20 protein-coding genes and 3 pseudogenes are annotated in these 19,027 nt (G+C 69.0%); 12 read left to right on the plus strand and 11 right to left on the minus strand.

Annotated elements, in window-relative coordinates; translation table 11 throughout:
* Positions 1-112, minus strand: a pseudogene (locus J7E88_RS29195) (IS5/IS1182 family transposase); the annotation flags it as partial.
* A 220-nt stretch (positions 113-332) separates the two neighbouring features.
* Here J7E88_RS29195 and J7E88_RS29200 point away from each other — a divergent pair.
* Positions 333-827 (plus strand): hypothetical protein, encoded by a 495-nt coding sequence (locus J7E88_RS29200; RefSeq protein WP_215186373.1) that lies wholly within the window; start codon positions 333-335, stop codon positions 825-827.
* A gap of 232 nt (positions 828-1,059) precedes the next feature.
* Here the strand turns inward: J7E88_RS29200 and J7E88_RS29205 are convergent, their stop codons facing one another.
* Complete coding sequence (locus J7E88_RS29205) at positions 1,060-1,716, minus strand: DUF4360 domain-containing protein (protein ID WP_215186375.1); 657 nt, start codon at positions 1,714-1,716, stop codon at positions 1,060-1,062.
* Positions 1,717-1,760: 44 nt separating this feature from the next.
* On the opposite strand from J7E88_RS29205, the gene J7E88_RS36360 reads away from it, so the two are divergent.
* Positions 1,761-2,264: a helix-turn-helix domain-containing protein gene (locus J7E88_RS36360; RefSeq protein ID WP_251023390.1), complete on the plus strand. Its 504-nt coding sequence runs from the start codon at positions 1,761-1,763 to the stop codon at positions 2,262-2,264.
* 695 nt (positions 2,265-2,959) lie between these two features.
* Here the strand turns inward: J7E88_RS36360 and J7E88_RS29215 are convergent.
* Positions 2,960-3,286 carry a hypothetical protein gene (locus tag J7E88_RS29215; RefSeq protein WP_215186377.1) on the minus strand — a complete coding sequence of 109 codons (327 nt, stop codon included), beginning with the start codon at positions 3,284-3,286 and terminating at the stop codon, positions 2,960-2,962.
* 600 nt (positions 3,287-3,886) lie between these two features.
* Here J7E88_RS29215 and J7E88_RS29220 point away from each other — a divergent pair.
* The gene (locus J7E88_RS29220) at positions 3,887-4,954 is read left to right on the plus strand and encodes a hypothetical protein (protein ID WP_215186378.1); all 1,068 of its coding nucleotides are present in this window, start codon (positions 3,887-3,889) and stop codon (positions 4,952-4,954) included.
* A 199-nt stretch (positions 4,955-5,153) separates the two neighbouring features.
* Here J7E88_RS29220 and J7E88_RS36365 read toward each other — a convergent pair whose 3' ends face one another.
* The 4 genes and pseudogenes from J7E88_RS36365 to J7E88_RS29240 all read right to left on the minus strand — a co-directional run.
* Positions 5,154-5,261 (minus strand): DUF4186 family protein, encoded by a 108-nt coding sequence (locus tag J7E88_RS36365; RefSeq protein ID WP_251023391.1) that lies wholly within the window; start codon positions 5,259-5,261, stop codon positions 5,154-5,156.
* A gap of 110 nt (positions 5,262-5,371) precedes the next feature.
* A pseudogene (locus J7E88_RS29230) lies at positions 5,372-5,653 on the minus strand (DUF488 family protein); the annotation flags it as partial.
* A gap of 15 nt (positions 5,654-5,668) precedes the next feature.
* Positions 5,669-5,848 (minus strand): hypothetical protein, encoded by a 180-nt coding sequence (locus J7E88_RS29235; RefSeq protein WP_215186382.1) that lies wholly within the window; start codon positions 5,846-5,848, stop codon positions 5,669-5,671.
* Between the two features lie 80 nt (positions 5,849-5,928).
* Positions 5,929-6,015, minus strand: a pseudogene (locus J7E88_RS29240) (RidA family protein); the annotation flags it as partial.
* A gap of 162 nt (positions 6,016-6,177) precedes the next feature.
* Between J7E88_RS29240 and J7E88_RS29245 the strand changes: the two are divergent.
* The gene (locus J7E88_RS29245) at positions 6,178-7,041 is read left to right on the plus strand and encodes a hypothetical protein (RefSeq protein ID WP_215186384.1); all 864 of its coding nucleotides are present in this window, start codon (positions 6,178-6,180) and stop codon (positions 7,039-7,041) included.
* Positions 7,042-7,322: 281 nt separating this feature from the next.
* Here the strand turns inward: J7E88_RS29245 and J7E88_RS29250 are convergent, their stop codons facing one another.
* Positions 7,323-7,526 (minus strand): hypothetical protein, encoded by a 204-nt coding sequence (locus tag J7E88_RS29250; RefSeq protein WP_215186386.1) that lies wholly within the window; start codon positions 7,524-7,526, stop codon positions 7,323-7,325.
* A gap of 727 nt (positions 7,527-8,253) precedes the next feature.
* Here J7E88_RS29250 and J7E88_RS29255 point away from each other — a divergent pair.
* On the plus strand, positions 8,254-8,769 hold the full coding sequence (locus tag J7E88_RS29255; RefSeq protein WP_308307648.1) for an NUDIX hydrolase: 516 nt from the start codon (positions 8,254-8,256) through the stop codon (positions 8,767-8,769).
* A gap of 525 nt (positions 8,770-9,294) precedes the next feature.
* On the opposite strand, the gene J7E88_RS29260 is transcribed toward J7E88_RS29255, so the two are convergent.
* Complete coding sequence (locus J7E88_RS29260; protein ID WP_215186388.1) at positions 9,295-9,783, minus strand: hypothetical protein; 489 nt, start codon at positions 9,781-9,783, stop codon at positions 9,295-9,297.
* Positions 9,771-10,160, minus strand: a complete 390-nt coding sequence (locus J7E88_RS29265; RefSeq protein WP_251023392.1) for a hypothetical protein — start codon at positions 10,158-10,160, stop codon at positions 9,771-9,773. Before J7E88_RS29265 ends, J7E88_RS29260 begins: the two co-directional genes overlap by 13 nt.
* Before the next feature lie 81 nt (positions 10,161-10,241).
* On the opposite strand from J7E88_RS29265, the gene J7E88_RS29270 reads away from it, so the two are divergent.
* The 4 genes from J7E88_RS29270 to J7E88_RS29285 all read left to right on the plus strand — a co-directional run bounded on the left by J7E88_RS29270 (position 10,242) and on the right by J7E88_RS29285 (position 13,743).
* A complete protein-coding gene (locus tag J7E88_RS29270; RefSeq protein ID WP_215186390.1) occupies positions 10,242-10,394 on the plus strand; it encodes a transposase in 153 nt (50 codons plus the stop codon).
* 8 nt (positions 10,395-10,402) lie between these two features.
* A complete protein-coding gene (locus tag J7E88_RS29275; protein ID WP_215186392.1) occupies positions 10,403-10,576 on the plus strand; it encodes a hypothetical protein in 174 nt (57 codons plus the stop codon).
* A gap of 1,340 nt (positions 10,577-11,916) precedes the next feature.
* On the plus strand, positions 11,917-12,723 hold the full coding sequence (locus J7E88_RS29280) for a CAP domain-containing protein (protein ID WP_215186394.1): 807 nt from the start codon (positions 11,917-11,919) through the stop codon (positions 12,721-12,723).
* 828 nt (positions 12,724-13,551) lie between these two features.
* Positions 13,552-13,743, plus strand: a complete 192-nt coding sequence (locus J7E88_RS29285; RefSeq protein ID WP_215186396.1) for a hypothetical protein — start codon at positions 13,552-13,554, stop codon at positions 13,741-13,743.
* A gap of 1 nt (position 13,744) precedes the next feature.
* Here J7E88_RS29285 and J7E88_RS29290 read toward each other — a convergent pair whose 3' ends face one another.
* Positions 13,745-14,329, minus strand: a complete 585-nt coding sequence (locus tag J7E88_RS29290) for a DUF2867 domain-containing protein (RefSeq protein ID WP_215186398.1) — start codon at positions 14,327-14,329, stop codon at positions 13,745-13,747.
* A gap of 1,106 nt (positions 14,330-15,435) precedes the next feature.
* Between J7E88_RS29290 and J7E88_RS29295 the strand changes: the two genes are divergently transcribed.
* Genes J7E88_RS29295 through J7E88_RS29305 form a run of 3 tightly spaced genes read left to right on the plus strand, consistent with a single transcriptional unit; the run spans position 15,436 to position 18,983 of the window.
* Positions 15,436-15,828, plus strand: a complete 393-nt coding sequence (locus J7E88_RS29295) for a CU044_2847 family protein (RefSeq protein WP_215186400.1) — start codon at positions 15,436-15,438, stop codon at positions 15,826-15,828.
* Positions 15,821-17,926: a trypsin-like peptidase domain-containing protein gene (locus J7E88_RS29300; RefSeq protein WP_215186402.1), complete on the plus strand. Its 2,106-nt coding sequence runs from the start codon at positions 15,821-15,823 to the stop codon at positions 17,924-17,926. The genes J7E88_RS29295 and J7E88_RS29300 overlap by 8 nt, the downstream gene beginning before the upstream one ends.
* A 49-nt stretch (positions 17,927-17,975) precedes the next feature.
* A complete protein-coding gene (locus tag J7E88_RS29305; protein WP_308307649.1) occupies positions 17,976-18,983 on the plus strand; it encodes a MoxR family ATPase in 1,008 nt (335 codons plus the stop codon).
* The last annotated feature ends 44 nt before the right edge of the window (positions 18,984-19,027 follow it).

Genomic DNA, 19,027 nt, shown 5'->3' on the forward strand with positions numbered 1-19,027 from the left:
GTCCGCGCCCTCCCGGCGCAAATGCCGTGATCAGCTTGCCGAACTGACGCGGGCTCAACCCGGTGAACGGGGCTGTCCAGGACGACTCTGACGCCGTGATCACACCAGCCACAGCAAGACCATCTCACCTCTGACCAGCAGTTACGGGACAACCCTTACAGTAGGACCGTCGTCGCCGGGGCCATTGGACGTGGTCGGTCTGGGTGTGTTGGGGGAGATGCCGCCGGACGGATGAAGCAGGCACCTTTGATGAGTTTGAGAATTGACGCTCCATCGCACAATGAGAATTCTTGGGCGCACCCAGAGAGCCCGCGTTCATCAGGCGAGGAAAAATGCAATCCATTTCGAAGTGGAGCGTGGTGGCAGCAACGGCGGTGTCGCTCGCGACTCTCGCCGGTTCCGCCTCTGCGTCTCATGAGCCGTATCCCCTGGACTGGGGCATGCACTTCAAGCGCAAGGAAGTCATCAGCCTGACGTCTACGGGTACCGGAACCACGGTGGTCGACAACGGCACACCTGGACGCGGGGTCGGTGATCAGATCATCATCACCGCGAACCTCTTTCGCGGAGGTGTCGGCTATGGCACCGAGGGAGCAGTGTGCACCCGAGTGGCAGCGCAAACCACTCACTGCACAGGTACTTTCAGCCTTCCTCGGGGGCAGGTGACGTGGCAGCACCTGCAGACCACCCCTGTCGGCGGCCCGCCCAGCGACTTCGAGCTCGCCGTCACCGGCGGCACCGGCGCGTACGCCACTGCTCGTGGTCATGCTCACGTCGCCAGCATCTCCGAGTCAGGTGGAGCCCTCACCCTCTATCTCGTGCACTGACCTGGGCTGTTGCCCGGGTCAGTGCAGGGACTTGGTGTGCTGGCGGTACCGGGACGTGCCCTGCCAGGAGCGCGGATTCCGTCACGGTGGCGCCTGGCGAGGCTCGACAGGATCCTTGGGGACGGTCGCTCCTGCCACAAGCCCCGCCAGCAGGACGACGACGTTCGTCCAAGGGGCGCGGATCTGCGGCCCGGCGGCCGACACGTCGGGCGCCGGGCCGGCTACGCGGGCGTCAGCGCACCGGGCACCTCTTCCAGGCGAAGTGGTACTTGGTCGTGAAGCTGCCGTCTGTCGAGTCCATCGCCATGAAGCTGGTGGTGTTGGTCGTGTCGGAGCGTCCTCCGTCCACGAGCAGCTCGGTGTTGATGTTGAAGTTCCGCTCCTCACCGCAGGGCTTGTGGACGAGGGCGTGGATGGCAGTTGCGTCGGAGACCTGCCAGTTGTCCTGGAGCGGGCCGTGGAACCGGTGGCTGCGGTACGACGTCCGGGACATGCCCTGGAAGTAGTAGCTGGCCCGCTGCGTGGCGCTCGCGCCGTTCTGCAGGCTGGCGAAGCCGCGATAGTCGGCCTTGGTGATGGCATAGGTGAAGCCCTGCGGGGCGTACACGTTCAAACCGAGCTGGCAGTTCTTGCGGAAGTCGGTCGGCTTGGCGCCCTTGCCGACCTGAGCGAGGTACTCGCTGTAGGTGATGGTGAAGGCCGTGTTGTCCGGCGCGACGGCCACGGTTGCGCTGCCGGGTCGGCAGCCCGAGCCGTTGACGGAGACGAGGTCGATCGTGACCTTGTTGGGCGGGGCGGGGGATTTCATGACCGCCGTTGTCCCCGAGGACGGGGTGAAGGCGGCGACAAGTGCCGCCGTGGCGCCACCGATGAACATTGTTCTGAACATGGGGTCCCTTCTGATCGCTCAGTGCGCCCGCTCGAACCACTTCGATGGGGCCGTCACCCATAGCGCACAAAGTCGACCATGATGTGACTCTGAGCCGCGGGACCCACGCCGAACAGCTGCCACGTGGGCTACTGAACAGGCTGTGGGTCTGCTTCGAGCGCGGGGAGAAGAACGGTGAGATCGCCGCCGAGTTGCGAGTCAGCGAGCGGTCGGTGGAGCGGTGGCGCCGGGCCTGGCGGGAGCGGGCCCACGTCGGGGTGCGGTCGAAGGGCTCGCCAGGCCGACCGAAGCTCAGGGAGGGCCAGGTCGCCCGATTGGAGCGTGAGCTGGAGCGCGGTCCGCTCGCCCACGGTGGGCGGATCAGCGGTGGACGTCGGGGCTGCACGCCGGTCGTGCGGGTGCGCGGTCGAGCCTTCGGGCGGGTCTCGATGGTGGGCATGACCTGCTACCAACCTGTGAACGATCTCGGCTGTTCTATGCGGTCCGGGAGTACACCGGGCGCAAGGAGCAGCCGAAGGGCTTCGGCCGGCGCGACTTGCGTGACCTGATCGTCCGCGCCCGCATCCAGCTCGGCGGCCCGATCGTGTGGGTCTGGGGCACCTGACCCGCCCACTGCGCCAGTTCACTGGCTGATGACTCCGACTGGCTCAGCGTCTTCCAGCTGCCCACCTACGCACCCGACCTCTACCCGACGCATATGCCGGGCAGGGCGATGTCTCCAAGCGAGGAGTACTTCTCCGAGCTGTCCTCCACATCGATGAGGAGGACGTGGCCTCGGCGGCTGAGAACCTCAAACCATGCGCTTGCCGGCTTGTTCATTGAGCTGGAACCGCCACCGCAGGGCCAGGACGGAGGCGCCCAGTGATCCCGTTGCCGACGCACCGTACGAAGGGACCGGGCGTACTCGGCACCACCGCCCCGGAGACACCGGACCGTGCAGACGCCGGCCCAACGCCGAAGGCGAGGAGCTGGACGGCGACGGACAGAGAGAGCAGGAGGAAGAAGCGTGGCCACCCACCACGGCAGCCCCCGGCGAGACGGACGTGGACACCGACGCACACGCTCGATCCGGGCGCGAGACCGAGGTGACGGCCGCCCCGGACGACGCCGGCCAGCCCCGCATTCTCAGCTTCACCTCGCTCCGGCCAATGGCCGCAGCGGCGATGCGCAGTCCGTTCGCACGGTGTGCATCGCCGCTCCGGGTGAGTCATCGTGACTCTGCTCTGTCAGCGCCGTTGGGCACTCACATTCGGTACGACGTGTACATCGCTGTCGCCCCGACGCCCCTCGGGCAATCGGCGTGGGCGTAGTTCGGCGTCCAGTACGGGGTGGCGTCGTACTTGCGTCCGTTGGCGCACGTCACCTGGACGCGGACATCGGCGCCAGAGCACGAGGCGTGGGCTTGGCCCCGATCGGTGTAGCCGATCCATTCCGAGCCAGAGGTGGGGCAGTTCGGATAGATCGTGGCTGCCGGTGCTGCGGATGCAGAAGGCCCCGCAGCGGCCAGCCCGCCAGTGGCGGCGAGAAGGCCAGCAGCGAGCATCATCACACCGCGTTTCGTCTTGATCACTGTTTCGAATTCCTCTTCAACTCAGCGCCGCCGGGCAGCGGCGACATTCCGATTCCGAGATGTTCGTCCTCCTGCCACGGCCGCCGTTCGGCCGCCGGGCGACACGGAGCTTTCTAGTGGCGGTACGTCAAAGCAACGGCGCCAGACTGTCCCGGACAGACGGGAAGTGTTCGGGCTGTTCAGGGCGTTGCCCGGGCGCTGTCCGGGACAGGAACGGCGGTGCCCGAGCCATTCAGGCTTTGTCTCGAACATGGAATGACGGCCCGTCGATGTGGGGCGTCGGGCGATTAAGGCCCGGTTCTCGTATGGCTGCGGCCAAGTGGTGCCACGCAAGCTGGTCGAGGGTGCCGCCTGGTGCCATCTATCGCGTCTCGGCACAGGTGGCGAGTGCGACCTTTTGGGGATAGGTGACACCGCGGGAGGCAAGGTCAGCCCGGCCGGCAGAGGTCCCCGCTCGAGGGGAGGACCGCAGCTGCTTCGCTGATCTCGAACACCCCAGAGATCATTTCGCCTACGCTGCCAGGGATCACGGATACATGGGGGAGGCAGGGAACTGTGAGACGCCCAACCACGCGGTTCGGTGCAGCCAGTCTGGCCATCTTGCTGGCGCTGTCAGCCGGTTGCTCATCTGCGGAGACTTCGTCGCCCGATGACGCGGCACCGAAGTCCCCTTCTGCGTCGGTGCCGGTCATCGCGACCGACGAGGCCAGGCAGGTCTTCGAGCGCTACGACCGTGCGACCGCGGCCGCAGATGCCGCGCTGGACGATGCAGCCATCCGCAAGGTCCAGATGGGCGTCCTGCTGAAGGAGTCACTCGCCGGGTACGAGATTCACCGTAAGGCGAAGACTGAAGACGGAGTCTTCCACCTGGTCCAGCCCCGCTTTCTGATCCCGGCCGTCGAAGCCGGCGAATCCTATCCTCGGTTCTTTGCTGTCTTGAGCAAGTGGAAGGGCCGGGAGAAGGACCGTTCCTCGCAGCTCCTGTACTTCATGCAGACGGAGGCAAAGGGGCCGTGGAAGGCCGCTGCTGCCGGATGGGTCGTGACAGAGCCCGCCAAGACACCCCCGTCCTCGGCGCCGGCTCCTTCTCCGGCCCCGACCAACAACGGCAAGACTTCCGTTCGTTTGCAGCCGAAGGTCCTCCCTGACCTTCGTCGCGGCGCTTCGGGAACGGTGCAGTTGTCGGACACCGCGCAAACCGACCGCACGGTGTGCGACAGCTTCGCCGACTACCTCAGCTTCACGCCCCCGCTCGGTCGCCCCACCGACGACCGCTTCACGGAGGGCGGGTTCACGAGCGATCTCGTCCGGTTCCACAACAACTGGGCGGATGCGAGAGCCGAGCGCAGCTTCTCCTACAAGGTGACCGGCGCCGACCTCCCGGCGTTCCGCCTTTCCACGGGCAGTTCCCTCGTCGCCTGCACCTTCGTGCGGGAGTACCGCGAGGCCGGTGCTCCCCCTCATGGAACAGTCCGGTACGACCAGGGGTCGGATACTGATGTGCTGCTCGGCGGCGGTGGAAAGCAATGGCGCAGGGTGGACGAGACGAGCAGCGTGACGGCCTTGATCGAGGTACCGGCGGGGAAGTCGTTGCCGCCCGCCACTGTCCTGGCGTGCGACTGCTATGACCCTCAGGCACTCTCGGCGACCGGCATCCGTCCCGAGTGACACGGTCCCAAAAGCGCACTGCCACACCATTGTCTCCCTGGCGGCTTCGTTCAAAGGGCTTGTTTCGAATGTGCTGGCCACAGCCACTCGTTGATGGCCGCGAGGAGGACCGTCGCGTCATAGTGGACGGCGAGCTTGTCGCTTCGCGTGGCCACCACGCGGTGCCTCTTGAGGCGGTTGATGCCGTATTCGACGGGTCTTACTCGTCGTCGAGCGCACGCCCGGCGGGGACGACGTGCCAGCGCTCCAGGCAGGTGCGGCAGCACGTCGCGGTGGCGTGCTGCGCGACGAACACGGGGGTCCGCAACAGGGCCTCTGGCGGCCGTCGTTGCGCGGTTCGGCCGGAGCCAGGCTGCGCTCGACCAGTTCCTACGTGGTGCTGCCCGATCCGGTGCAGCCTGTCATCCAACTCGTCCATCACCACGGGCGCAGGTGCTCGATCGTGACGCGGTGCTGCTCGGCCAATCGCTGGGCGATCAACGAGCGGTGGCATGCTTCTGGGTCGCGCTCGACACAGAACAGCGCTGCGATCCCACCATTTGACAACGCCGACACGATCGGCGTGAGGTCGGCGCTTTCGAGGATCTCGGTTGTGTAGCGGCGGGTGTACTCGGCAGCGAGCTCGCGGCGCGAGCGCTTGCCCACCCATCGGCGGTCGTCCTCGGCGTACTGGAGGTGGCGTAGTTCGGTGGTTGGGACGAGCTCGGGGTGGTGCTAGTAGGCGATCCGGGCATGGGCGAGGGCCGCCTGCAGCCGGAGCGAGTTCGCCCAGGCGTCCTCGGGTCCGCGGACACCGCGGCGCTGACGTACGTCGAGCAGAAGACGGACGTCTGCGTGCCGCAGTCGTTGCAGGAAAGAGTCGCCGTCGAAGCCATGGACGCCGATTGTCACCATTCTGAGCACCGGCATTCACCCATCTGCCTACTGCTCGTGCCGGTTGAACCGGCACGAGCAGCAGAGGCGGCGAGGTCGCATCACGCGACGGCGGTCCCCTCGAGCTCGACCGTCTGGCCGGGGATCGCCAGCCGTGTCACCCCGAGCATCGTGGTGGTCGGTGCCACCCCACGCTTTAGGGCACCGCCTGCTTGAGCGCGCCTAACGCGGCCGCCCGATGAAGCTGACACCGGTTGGCAAGGAGGTGGCCGACGCAGCGCGTAGGCTCCAGCGCCTGACGCCGGCACCTCGTCCCGAACCCTGTCGCACTGGGCAGGCAGAATCGGCGCATGCCTGAGACCTTCGTCGACCTTGGATCCGTCAATGCGCCGTCCGGTGTGCTGGTGCTCGGCATGGCCGGGTGGATCGACCACTGGCGGGAACTGGGTCAGTCCCTGTCCGAGCGCGCCAGGGCGGCGGCGTCGTCGGGAGGAGGCCATCTTCGTGAGTGGTTGTGCGAGGCGGTCGCGGTCCCGGCCGCCGACGACCGGTCGTTGAGGGTGAGGGCGAGCACTTCGCCGTCCCCGTTCGATGAGGAACTGACGATTGCGACCCTGGAGATCAGCCTCGGTATTCCGTGCTCCGAGACCGCGGAGCGGTCGGTGCCGGTCCGGCTTGGGGACCTGCCCGTCGACCGGTGTGGCATGGTTGTCGGCGACGCCGCAGGGCTGGACGCGTGGACGGGAATGGACGACGAGCCGGCCGACGGGCTCGCCGATGTTTCCTACTGGGGACGGTACGAGGACGACGCACACGCGCAGTTCGGCGGGGAGCGGATCGCGCAGTACGGCGTCGACGGACCGCACGGTTGGCTGGACCTCCCGGTGGCTGAAGCGGCCGCCCGCGCGGCCGAACTCACCGCCTGGCGCGACCGCCTCCACGGCAAGGGACTCATGCTCTCGATTGACAAGCACACCGATTTCCAACGCTTCCGGCGGGCCGGGTGGCACCATCCGCTCCACGTCGGTGCGATCGAGGTCGGCGGCTGCCAGGTGCTCGGCATCGAATGGGACCAGGGCGACCACTCGATCAGGCACCGCGGTGAGCGGGACGCCGGCCAGGTCTATCCGGTCACGCTCGAAGCCGACGAGGCGGGGGAGATGGTGATGCGATGGACCATCCCGCCCTACGACGTCGACGACGAAGGCGAGTGATGAGCCCAGCTCTGGGGATCCGCCGTCGTGGTGAGACTGATCAACACCGACAGGTGGTGAGACAGATTTGGGAGCCCCCAGGTCACAGCGGTGACCTGTGACACGAGCCGCGAGATCCTACAGCCCTGTGGGATCCACGACTTCGCTGGCAGTGAAGACAGTTCGTCAGCAGCGGATCAGCAAATCCGCGATCCCGTCGACAACGGCTACATTCAGTAGCGACCCCCTTCGAGGCTCTTTCGATCTTCGTTTGGTCCGCCCGCTGATCCAAGACGTGATGCCTAGGGGTTGTGTGCCCTCGAGGGCTGCGCTTTCAGCACGCGGAGCGTGGCGGTGCGAAGGCAGGCCGCCGCCTCGGCCACTCTCATGCGGCCGGCCCCCACCTCGCTGCCGGTGGCGTGTCCCAGGACGGTCACCGCCGCGACCAGCCAGGCAGCGGGCGGCTCGGGGTCGAACTCCCCGGCAGCTTGCCCCTTCTCGATCAACCGCGTCAGTCGAGCCGCGACGGGTTCGTGCCGCGCCCGGTCGGCTTCGGCATGTGCGGGGGCGGTACAGAGCTGGAGCAGCACGGGATGCCGCTCGAACAACCGCCACCCGATGTCCTGCGCGTGGCACCAGACGGCGGCTCGCCGGCGGAGCGGCACTCCTGGCGCTGATGTCCTTCCTGATCACCCGGCTCGGCAACGTCCCCATCAACGGCCAGATCAAGAAGTGGGCCGCTACCTCGGCTCCCCGACCACACGGAAATCCTCGCTCGCTGGGAAGCCTTTAACTACGCCCGCACAGGCGCCGCGTTCGCCGCCTTCTTCCTGCTGATCCTTCTTGCCCTGCGTCAGCACCGCACGGCGGCGTGATCCGAAAGGCAGGCCCCGGACGAAGCCCCGTGGCACACGGAAAGTAATGCTGGGGACCCCCGCGGAGGCGGGGATGGTCCCGCCGACAGGGACGTACTCGCCGAAGAATCCCGGCTGCTCCCCGCACGCGCGGGGATGGCACCCCGTCCCGACCTCGCTGCCTCGGTATCCGGGATATCGCTAGGACATCCGCGTCACAAGCCTGGGCGCCTGAGCGCCGACCGCGGCTACGACTTCGACTTCGACTTCGACAAGTATCGCTAGGTGTTGTGGAACAACTCGCGTGCTGCATCATCCGCCTGCGCCACCTGTCCAGGGGACACCACCGCGCCTCGCCCACCGAAGGAGAAACCCCTCCGTGACCTCCGCCGAGCCGTTCACCCGCATCAAGATCCGCGTTGCGGCAGCCCTTTTCAACGGCGACGAGATCGCCCTGATCCACCGCACCAAGAACGGCCAGGACCAGTACACCTTGCCAGGTGGCAACGTCGAACCCGGCGAACCCATGCACCGGGCCCTCGAACGCGAACTCGATGAAGAACTGGGCCTGGACCTCACAAAGGCGGGCAGCGTCCCGCAGGTGACCTGGATCCAGGACGCAATGGTCACCCGCCCCGGCAGCACCCCACCCCGTAAACTCCACCTCGTCTTCCGCGTCCACATCGCCAGCCAGACTCGCACCCGCCTGCGCACTGTCGAGCACGACGACACCGCTGGCGCTGGCCACCTCGTCTGGAGCCACTACAAAGACACGGCCGACAAAGCGCTGTTCCCACCGGTCCCGCTCGCCGAGCTCGCTACTCCAACCGCGCCGCTCGACGCTGCCCAGGCCTTCCTACCGGCTCTGGACGACACCAACTACAACTGGATCTGACCCGCTGCGGGCCACGGCTGAGCCCATCGGCCCCTTTCTGAAATCGCCTATTGGACAGCTCTCTCGCTTTGGTAGGGGGCGACAGCGCGGGGATGGTCCCAACTGGGGCGCGGAGTTCACCGGCGGCATGTTTCTACTCCCCGCACCCGCAGGGATCGGCGCCTGGTGGGTCTCGACGCGCTCGGCCGGTTCCACCGAGATGGGCGGCGTCCCCGCCTCTCATGACCACCGCCTTCCGAGGGTCGGCAAGGTCGCCCTTCCGAGTGCGCGAAGCCGCACTGGCGCGAAGGGACGCCTGAGCGCATACGTTCGTACGTGGTGGTGCACGATCAGTCGTATGCGGCTGGAGACGTGAAATGGTATGACGACGAGTCCGACTACCCGGCGGCCGGCAGCGAGATGACCACGATCACAGGCGTCACCGACGCAAAGGGGCGGCCCCCCGGAAGCGGGGGAGGGCGCGGCCCGGCCCCGGCCCGGAAGCGAGAGCCCCGTCTCCGCCTCCAGGCGCCCGGGGAGACCCTGTCAGGCGGACGCAGCCGCCGACTGCTCCAGGGTGATCACGACCACCACCGGAAGGTCGGTGTCCTGCTGGACGACACCGGCGGTCAGGACCCGGCCGTCCAGGGTCCACTTCCGCACCGCGATGAACGCGTCCTTGTCCGCGGCCGTTTGCTCGGCCTCGGTGAGGTGGCCGGCGAGCGGGGACTGCTCGATCTGGGGAAGGAACGCGGCCAGCGCCTGCTCGCCCTCCTCGTAGACGGCCTCCAGGTCGTCGAAGTAGCCCGACTCGTCGACGTCGCGGATCCAGACGGCGAACGAGACGCGGACCGCCCCGCTGCGGAACGTCTGGATCCACCCTCGGACGCCGTCCTTGCGCCAGGACGTCTCCACGCCGTCGCGGGGCTTGCCCCCCGGTGTCCACCCCTGGGCCGCGAATCTCTCCGCACCGCTCGCGGTGGTCAGCGGGACGAGGCCCCGGAGTTCTTCCAGCATCGCGTTCACTGCGGCCATGAACTCATTCCACTCATACCGTTGCCGCGCGCGTGATAGGCCCTGAGCTGCCCGCTGGCGTAGGCCTCCGGGAAGGCCATGGACGGCACCTCGTTCACATGCGCGGCACCCCATTCGTTGGACACCATATTGCGGACTCCCTTGCCGCCGAGATCCTCGTTGAGAGCGGGCAGCTTCTCGGCCTGCGTGGTGATCCGGCTCTCGTTGTAGAACTCGAAGTCGGGATTGTACGGCGATTTCTCCCACTCGCCGTGGTTGTCGCCGCCGGTCCACTTGGGACCGCAAAACAGGATGCGTGTCGCGGGGCAGACGGTTCTCGTAACGGGACGCTCGGGGCCGACCGCACGGCTCCCGCTGATGCGTCTCGTGTGCCTCAATCCCCGAACTTCCGCACCATAGCGCCTCATTGCTCCCGCGCGGGTGGACCGGGTCCCGGGCCCGGCAGTGAAGATCACCGTGTGCGGAATGACTCGCATGCCGACGGCCTGCCGGCCGCCTGGGTCACCGCGGACGAGGCCTACGGCCAGGACTGGAACTTCCGCCGCCTGCTCGAGCAGCTTGGACTGGGCTACGTCGTCGCGGTGCCCAAGTCCCAGCCGGTCAAGTCCTGACCGGTTCCTTGCGTATCGACCAGCTCGTCGACGAAGCCCCCGCCGGCGCATGGCGGCGGCTGTCCTGCGGCAACGGAGCCCAAGGCCCCCGCGTCTACGACTGGGTCGCGGCCGAACTGCCCGCCAACATCGTCTTCGACCCTGATCCGCCGACCCGTCACCCCTGGGTAGTGGCCCGCTGAAGTTTCTCCGACCCGGCCGGTATCGCCTACTACCTCGCCCTCGCGCCTGTTGGTACCGGACTGCTGGAACTCGCCAGGATCGCCGGCAGCCGCTGGGCGATCGAGAAATGCTTCCAGGCCGCGAAGAACGAGTGCGGCCTGGACGAGTACGAGGTCCGCCGCTACTCCGGCTGGTACTACCGGCGCATCACCCACGCCATGCTCGCCCACGCCTTCCTCACCGCCCACGCCTTCCTCACTCCCCTGGCCGCCCGAGCCGCCCACCAGGAAACCGCCGAACAGCAGTCGCCGGGTCCGCTTGGGTAGTACATCCCCGGCAGCGGTCCGGCGAGCATCTCCAGGACCAGGCCGTGCGGCGGTGAGATGGTCGGCGATCGCTTCCCGCCCGCCGCAGGGCTGCCCGCTCCTCTTCTGTGCCGTGCGCACCGGCCGGGCCCGTCCTATTCGCGGCTGGACACCGCAACGCCGGTGCTTTCGGCCCGCATCGCGCGTGGACTCCTGCCCGTCGGCCCGCTGCCGGCAGAGCCCGGCTGACCGCTCGCCGTCCCTGTGCGCCGGGTCCGCACCCCAGCAGCAGCCGAAACCCGTGCGCCGCGACTCACTCCGATGCGCCTGCAGGCACTCTCTGCCAGGTCGTGCGCCAGGCCGTCCCACCACCCCATGGGCAGTATCGGCTCGCCGCGTCATCGTGCCGACGGGCGAAGACGGGTTCGCCTGCGAGCCTCTGGCGCGATTGTCATGGGATCACTCAGTTTGCCCCTGTATCGACTGCTGCGACCACATGCAGGGCGATGACGACCCGGCGGCACCCACTGCCCGCATCCGCACTCCTTGGCCGCAACCCCGCCGGGCGGGGCCGGCGCCGACGCCGCCTGATCGGGGGTGGCGGGGATCGGCCTCGACGGTCATGGCCGGAAAGGAAACGGAGCCAGTGGTTCCGTGACATCCGCCACAGCCGTTTCAGGCACCCAGGAGGCTCGATAGTAGATGTCAGCCTTGGTGACATGAGGGTATTTGTCCACCTTGGTGCGGACATACCGCGCACGGCGTTCGGGAGCTGTCGGCCGGTTCGGCGAATGTGCCTGCCTGTCGAGCATTCAGGAATTTTTGACGGGGCGTCATGGCCCTCGGCAAGGTTCCCGCGTGCGGCCTGCATGCCCGCACGGCCTCGGCAAGGGCCGTTCCGCACTACGAGCGAGAGTAGTAGTAGACGCTCGTTGCCCTCCTCGTGCAGCGGTCCTAACAATGGCTGCCCGCAAAGGGGTCTCCGCAGGTCACGCACGGAACGGACCGGGCCAACCGCTCGCGGTGGCGCTCCGCGATGACGAATGAGGTCACACATGGGCAAGCACCGCAGAACGACGCACTACCGGAAGATGACCATTGCTGCCGTCGCCGTGGCGGCCGTGGGTGTGCCCTCTGCCGCCATGGCTTGTATGGACCCGCAGGGGACGCAGGACGGCCGGTCCCACGGCCGGTGGAAGAGTGCACATTCCGCCCAGCAGTGGCACGGGAACGAGTCCGGCCACCAGTGGCACGGAAGCGACCGGTGGTGGGACGGGGACAAGCGGGACCGGAAGCCGACTGCGACGCCGGGCAGCCGGAAGCCCGCCGCGCCCAAGCCCGCGGCACCCAAGTCCGCGGCACCCAAGTCCGCCGCGCCCAAGCCCGCGGCACCCAAGTCCGCGGCACCCAAGTCCGCGGCACCCAAGTCCGCGGCACCCAAGTCCGCCGCGCCCAAGCCGGCTGCGCCGAAGCCCGCTGCGCCGGCGTCGGGCAAGGTCGCCCGCATTGTGGCACTCGTCAACAGTGAGCGCAGCAAGGCTGGATGCTCCCCGGTGACCTTGAACGCGAAGCTGACCAAGGCCGCGCAGGATCACAGCAAGGACATGGCAGCCCACCGGAACATGTCCCACACGGGCTCCGACGGATCGGACCCGGGTGAGCGGATCACACGTGCTGGTTACGCCTGGAGTACTTACGGCGAGAACGTCGCCTACGGTTACGCGACCCCCGAGAGCGTCATGGCGGGCTGGATGGCCAGCCCTGGCCACAAGCGGAACATCCTCAATTGCGGGTTCAACGAGATAGGCGTCGGCCTCGCGCAGCCCGGCAATTACTGGACGCAGGACTTCGGCACGGCGTAACAGGCCGCACTGCGAAGGCGGGAGCGGCAGCGTGTGGCCCCTGCCGTGATCAGACGGCGGGGGCCTCGTCGTCTCTGCGGCCGGCGATAAGCCGCCGCCCGAGACACGGCCGACGGCCCGACTCTATGGGTGTTCAACACCGTCACCCATCCGGGACCTCACATGGCCCGCGTAGCATCTCACCAGGCCAGAGGATTCTGTCGGCGCCCTCGTGGGCGCAAGGCCGGTGATGAGGAGACACGGCGGGCGATCGAGGCCGCGCACGAGCGGACCATCCCCGTGGCGCTGGGGTGGATCGAGACGGATGTCGCCGTCCGCTACGGCGCCGGCGCTATTTACCGCAGTCGGCCTGGAGGGCAGCGGCGCGCGTCATCGAGCTCTTCGAGCGGTTCCGTCACGGCGAAGTTTCCCGGCCGGTGCCGCCGCGGCCGCCCGTACGGCAAGGGGGAGACGATCGCGAAGAACAGCGACGGCTGGGGGCACCCGTCCTGCGCGACGTCGGCTGCCGCAGCCGAGGAGTGGTGGGAGCAGGCCTGCGCGCGCGTGCCGCAACTGCTGGCGGCCGGCCCGGATCCGGAGACGGCCCGACTCGTCGAGGCGGTGTGTGCGATCGCCCGGCCCTGGTTCCCAGCTCGAATTCCACGGCGTCGCCCTTACGGTGCTTCTTGAAGCCCACCAGGAGCATGCGGTGTCCCATGCCGAGCTGCTTGGGGCCGATCCAATCGCGGAGCCCCTTCCATTCGGCGGCGTCGACGAGCTCCCTGCAGCGGGGGCGGGCACAGAAGCGGTCCCCCCGACAGGAAGCTGCCGCCGGGCGCAGAAGAGCGGGTGGACGCGCTGGCCCGGGAGCTGGAGGAGGCGAAGGCGCGGCAGCGGCGCGCCGAGCGCGGGCTGCACGCGGCGCGGGACCGGGCACGGGAGGCGGACCGGACCGCCCGGGACGCACGGCGCCGTGGGCGGAGGACGGCCGCGGCGGTGGAACGGTTGCCGGCCGGCGACAGTGAGACCGCCGGCCCTTGACCTACGCCGCGGGCTTCGTACGCCACCCCTCTTCGATGCCTCGCATCAGCGGGGGGTACACGAACACATGCCGGAACGGGGCGATGGCGGCCATATAGGCCCTTCCGGACAGTCCGTTCGGCTTCACCAGAACAGCCATCTGACCCCGGTGGCCCCCGGCGCCGTCCGGCACCCAGCTCATGTGCATCACCGCGTGCACCGTGCTGTTCGCCATTTCGGCCGCCCACTCGTCCTCCGTCAGATAGACCGGCCGGAAGGGCAGCCGTTCGAACTCCGGGCCGGCGGGGCCGTCGCGCAGATCGTCCGGCAACCGGTCGCGCAGCGTCGGCACCCGGGAACCGACGCCGGTGCCGGGCGAGTCCCAGCCGAGCAGCGCCCCGAGCTTCCAGCGGATCGCGAAGAGGGCACGGGCGATCCGGGACGGGTTGTTCGCCGTGTCGCCCCCGGCTGTCCGCTGCACCAGTAGCGGGAAGTCGTCGGGGCCTCCCGGCGTCGGCAGCGCCCAGACGTCGTAGACACGGAAGTCGGGCGCGATCTCGTGGATCCGCCACGGCCGGGAGGTGTGCGCGGTGTTCCGGAGCTTCATTCGTAGACCTCCACCTGGTCGTGACATGCCATGGGCCCAGGCACGGGCACGGGCACGGGCACAGGTGCCGGGTCCGTCCCGCCCGGCTGGGCCTGGATCCCTGTCGGTACCAGTGACCCGCACCGAAAAGTCTGCCCACCGCGATGGCCACGGGCGTCGGCCCGCGGGCTGATCCGTCCTCCCCCGCGCGGGCGAGAACGGCCCCCGGGACCGGTGCAACGCCGTACCGGCCCGCACGCGGCGTCCCGGTGTCCCCCGGGAGGGCACCGGCAGGCCGTGCGCCGGGCCGATCGGGTGGGACGGCAAGGTTTCTCCGGGGGATTTCGGGTCAGAGGGCCAGCCACACCCTGTAGTACGTCAGCCGGGCGGATCTTGTCACACCGAGTCGAGGGGCAGAGCCTTTCCCCGGGGCCGGGAGTAGGTGAACAAGCCACGGGTGAAGCTTCCGAATGGCCTGGGCCGGCTCATCTCCGCCGACGAGGTCGGGCCCGTACCGGAGACGTACAAGCTCCCGCTGATCTGCGAGTTCTGTGACAGCGCCGTCGGCCCGTCCGCGGCTACAAGAACGTGCCGAACCTCTCCCGCCTACTGACGGGAACACTTCACCAGCCCGGATGCGCCCTGAACTCCGCCGAGTTCATCCGGGGCATCGCTCACGGCTCCCACGGCATGGCCCTGCTGCCCATGCCGCACACCCCAAGGACACCAAGAGCGAGCTCCTTGCTGTCAGTGCGCGGTGAAGCCTGTGCAACTGATGAAGCGATTCGAGCCGTCGCCGACCGACCAGACAACGGTGTACGTACCTGGCGGGTAGAGAGCAACAGCGCCGGCAAGGTCCCCGGGCCACGTCATGCCCTGGAGCGTGGGGCGGTGGTGAACGGCATCTGTCTCCTCGTTGTCGTCGTGCGCCGGCCCGTTCCGCCGAGACCCGGCCGGGCGCCGGTCACAGGCTCCCCCTACCCGGTCCACCGCCACGGCAACATGGATGAACGGCCCCGCCGCCCGGCTGCCCGCCAGTAGCCTGGACAACTCAGATGTGAGGAAAGCGTGTTGTCCGCCCCGGGCGGTCCGACAGCACGCGTACGGGCGACGGGAGTAACGGAGCGGTGGCGTACCGGGTACGGGAAGTGGAGATCGGCGGCGAGACAGTCCTCGCCCGCGTGGAAACGCTGGACCCGGACGAGCTCGAACTGCGCAAGCGGCCCACCGAGTACGGCGAGGAGGAAGAAGTCACCGCGCTCGACACCCTGCTGGACCGGGTCGACAGCGTCCAGCGGGTGATCCGGACGGTCGGCACCTCCGTGCTGGAGGCCGCCCGGGACGCGGCGCGGCCGGACGAGGTGAGCGTCACGTTCGGTGTCGAACTGGCCGCCAAGTCCGGCAAGGTGGTCGCGTTCCTCGCCGACGGCGAGGCCAAGGCGTCCCTCAATGTCACCCTCACCTGGCGGCCGGACGACCAGAGCGACGGCACGGCCCCGGGTGCGCAGGTGCATGCCTGACCAGACCCCTCGCCTGGACCGGCTGGCCATGGCGGCGACCGCCGCCATCGGCGCGGAGGACGGCACGCACTGGGGGTCCGCCGGCCTGGTGGCCCCCGGCTGGGCGCTGACCGCGGCGCACGTGGTCCGGACCGCCGGGCCCGACCCGTACCGGGTGACCCTGTGGAACGGCCGCACGGTCCCGGCGAGAACCGCGTACCGGCTGGCCGGGGTGCCCGAGCGCGGCCCCGTCCCCAACGAGTCGGACATCGCTCTCGTACGGCTGCTGGAGGAGGACGTCGAGCACGGCTGTCTCTGGTTCAGCGACCGCGGCGACCCGCCCTCCCGCGATGTGCGGGCCTACGGCTGGTACAGCGCCGGCGCCGGGCGCGCGGGGGAGCTGCTCGAATGGAACGGCGTCTGTACGGTCGCCGGCAACGACGGTCCGTACAGCTTCCGTCTGGGCCCGCAGACGGAGATCCCCAAGGGGGCCTCAGGCGGACCGGTCGTCGATCTGTCCCTAGGCGCCCTGGTCGGCCTGACGAAGGCCAGCCGGCGAAGCTCCGAGGGAGACATCAAGGACGGCGGCAGAGCCGTGCGGGCCACGCTGCTGCGGGAGTTCGTCAGCCCAGTCGTAGTGGACGCCGACCACGTGCTCGCACCCGACCCCTACCACGCCCTGATCTGCGCTCACGACCGGTGGCACGCCGAGCGCGATCTCCGGGAGGGGTGGCCGGACGTACAGGGAGACCTGCCCGGAAACGGTTTGCCGGACAGCCCGGCCTCCTGGTCGCCCGGCGACCGTCTGGAGCTGTTCGAGCTGCTGGCCGCCCTGCCCGCCCCCGAGGATCCCACCCTGGTGAGGACCCTGTTGCGCGAGGTGTTCCATGACCGGGTGAAATTTCCGGCCGCCGCCTCGCTCCGGCACTGGCGGGACGGGCACGGCGAGATCCACCAGCACCGGATGCAGTTCCTGATCGAGGCCCTGCCCTATCTGCGGTACGCCAAGCTCGTCGCCCTCGCGGTCGAGACGACGGCCGCAGCGGCGCCCGTGGCGACGGAGCTGGCCCGCTGGGTCAGACGCCGCAAGCGCCGCCTCGGTCTGGAGACCGATGTGAGCGTCGACGGAGTCGCCCTGCCCCAGCGGGCCGAAGGCGCCTTCAACCTCATTGGCGGCCGGGGCAGTACGGGCACGCGTCGCGCCTCCACCGCCGCAACCGTGCCCCCGGACCCGCTCGAGGGCGTCGAGCCGCTGCATGTCAGTGCCCTGGACGCCCGGCCTGGCGACGGGCCCAGCGTGCTGCTGGAGCTCGAACCCGTCCTGTGGTCCGCGTCCGTCTCCTTCCACTGGCGCTTACGCGTCCTCGACCCCGAGCACGACGACGACGCCGTCGTGGACGCCGAGGACACCGGCGACGGGATCCCTCCGGACGAGCTGCCGCTGCGTTTGCAACGCCCGCTTGCCCGGCTCTTCCTGCAACTGGACACTCTGGAACGGCACGCACCGCTGGAAGTCGTCCTCCCTCCCGAGCACTTCGACCTTGCGGTGCACCACTGGCTCCCCCGGGCGGCCGTCACCGACCTGGACTTCTCCGACCCGGCCTGCTGGCCGCTGGGCGTGCGCCGCCAGGTCGTGGTGCGGGACGCCTCGCGCCGGGGCCGCGGCGACACCCTGTGGGAGATGCGCTGGAAGGACACCGCCGCGGCGGCGCCGCTGCGCGCGCTGCCGACGCCGCCACCCGGCCGGGTGCTGCGCATCGCCGGCCTCACCGGCGCAGAGCCGGACCAGGTGCCGGTGGTGTGCCGCCCTGCAACCGATGCCACGGGCCGGGAGGTTCTGCGCATGGCCCTCGAAAGCGGGCACGGCATCTGCCTGTGGAACGCCGGGGCGCACCCGCCGGACGGGTGCGACGACCACTGCCGCAGCTTCAGCGGCCACGCCGCACAGCTTCTGGCGGACGCGCGCTCCGCGGCCGAACTGCCCGAGCGGCTGCGGGTCCTGCGCGAGCGGATCCACCGCCGGGACCCGCACGCCTATTGGGCCAAACCTCTTGCCCTGATGTACGACGACGCCGACCGGCCCCTGCCCGCGCCCACCGGCATCCTCGATGCCCCCTGACGCCCCTGTCCCCTTCGCCCGAAACCCGCATCCAGCACTGAGGAGTACCGTGACCAGCGACTGGCTCATCTACCAGGGGCTGAGCGAACCCCACGACGGCATCGCCCGGCTGCCCCCGCCGCCGCCCTGGCGCGCGTTCGACGGCGAGCCCGCAGGGCCGCCGCCGCCGGTGCCCGGTCTCGACAGCGCATCCACCCGCCGGCTCGGGACGGCCCAGGGCCGGTTCGCCGCCCATGGCCCGCGGGACGAACTCGAGCTGATCAACGCGGCCCTGTACCTCCGCCGCCCTCTGCTGATCACCGGGGATCCGGGCACCGGGAAGAGCACGCTCGCCCACTCGCTCGCCTACGAGCTGGGGCTCGGCCGGGTCCTGCAATGGCCCATCGTCAGCCGCAGCAGTCTGCGCGACGGGCTGTACCAGTACGACGCCATCGGCCGTCTCCAGGACTCCCAACTGGCCGGCCGTACCGACACTGGAATCGGCCGCTACCTGCGGCTGGGCCCCCTCGGCACGGCCCTGTTGCCAGCCGAACGGCCGCGCGTCCTATTGATCGACGAACTCGACAAGGGCGACATCGACCTCCCGAACGACCTCCTGAACGTCCTGGAGGAGGGCGAGTTCAGCATCCCGGAGCTGGTGCGCTCCCGTCAGGAGGACGACGGCCGGACGGTCACCGTGCTCACCGACGACGGCACGTTCGCGACCGTCGCCGAAGGGCATGTCCGCTGCCGTGCGTTCCCTGTGGTGGTGATGACCAGCAACGACGAACGCGACTTCCCCGCGCCGCTGTTGCGCCGCTGCATCCACCTCGACATGCGCACACCCGGCGCAGACCGGCTCGCCGCGATGGTCCAGGCGCACTTCGGGAACGCCTCCGCGGACGAGAACGACGACATGATCCAGCGCTTCCTCTCCGCCTCCCCTGGCGGGTTGCGTGCTGCCGACCAGCTCCTGAACGCCATCTATCTGACGCAGCACAGCGCCCAGGAGGAACCCGTCAGCCGCGAGCGCCTCGCGGACCTGCTGATGCGGCCGCTCGGACCGGGACGGCCATGAGCACGGGGCCCGGGAAGGAGGAGACGAGCGCTCCGGGGCAGGAC

The organism is Streptomyces sp. ISL-10 (assembly GCF_018614575.1).
GTDB lineage: Bacteria > Actinomycetota > Actinomycetes > Streptomycetales > Streptomycetaceae > Streptomyces.

Excerpts from the sequence above, each read along its gene's own strand:
- J7E88_RS29235 (WP_215186382.1), bottom strand. The coding sequence starts at position 5,848 with ATGGTGACAATCGGCGTCCATGGCTTCGACGGCGACTCTTTCCTGCAA.
- J7E88_RS29260 (WP_215186388.1), bottom strand. The coding sequence starts at position 9,783 with ATGGCCGCAGTGAACGCGATGCTGGAAGAACTCCGGGGCCTCGTCCCG.
- J7E88_RS29200 (WP_215186373.1), top strand. The coding sequence starts at position 333 with ATGCAATCCATTTCGAAGTGGAGCGTGGTGGCAGCAACGGCGGTGTCG.
- J7E88_RS29300 (WP_215186402.1), top strand. The coding sequence starts at position 15,821 with ATGCCTGACCAGACCCCTCGCCTGGACCGGCTGGCCATGGCGGCGACC.
- J7E88_RS36360 (WP_251023390.1), top strand. The coding sequence starts at position 1,761 with ATGGGGCCGTCACCCATAGCGCACAAAGTCGACCATGATGTGACTCTG.
- J7E88_RS29205 (WP_215186375.1), bottom strand. The coding sequence starts at position 1,716 with ATGTTCAGAACAATGTTCATCGGTGGCGCCACGGCGGCACTTGTCGCC.
- J7E88_RS29290 (WP_215186398.1), bottom strand. The coding sequence starts at position 14,329 with ATGAAGCTCCGGAACACCGCGCACACCTCCCGGCCGTGGCGGATCCAC.
- J7E88_RS29280 (WP_215186394.1), top strand. The coding sequence starts at position 11,917 with ATGGGCAAGCACCGCAGAACGACGCACTACCGGAAGATGACCATTGCT.
- J7E88_RS29245 (WP_215186384.1), top strand. The coding sequence starts at position 6,178 with ATGCCTGAGACCTTCGTCGACCTTGGATCCGTCAATGCGCCGTCCGGT.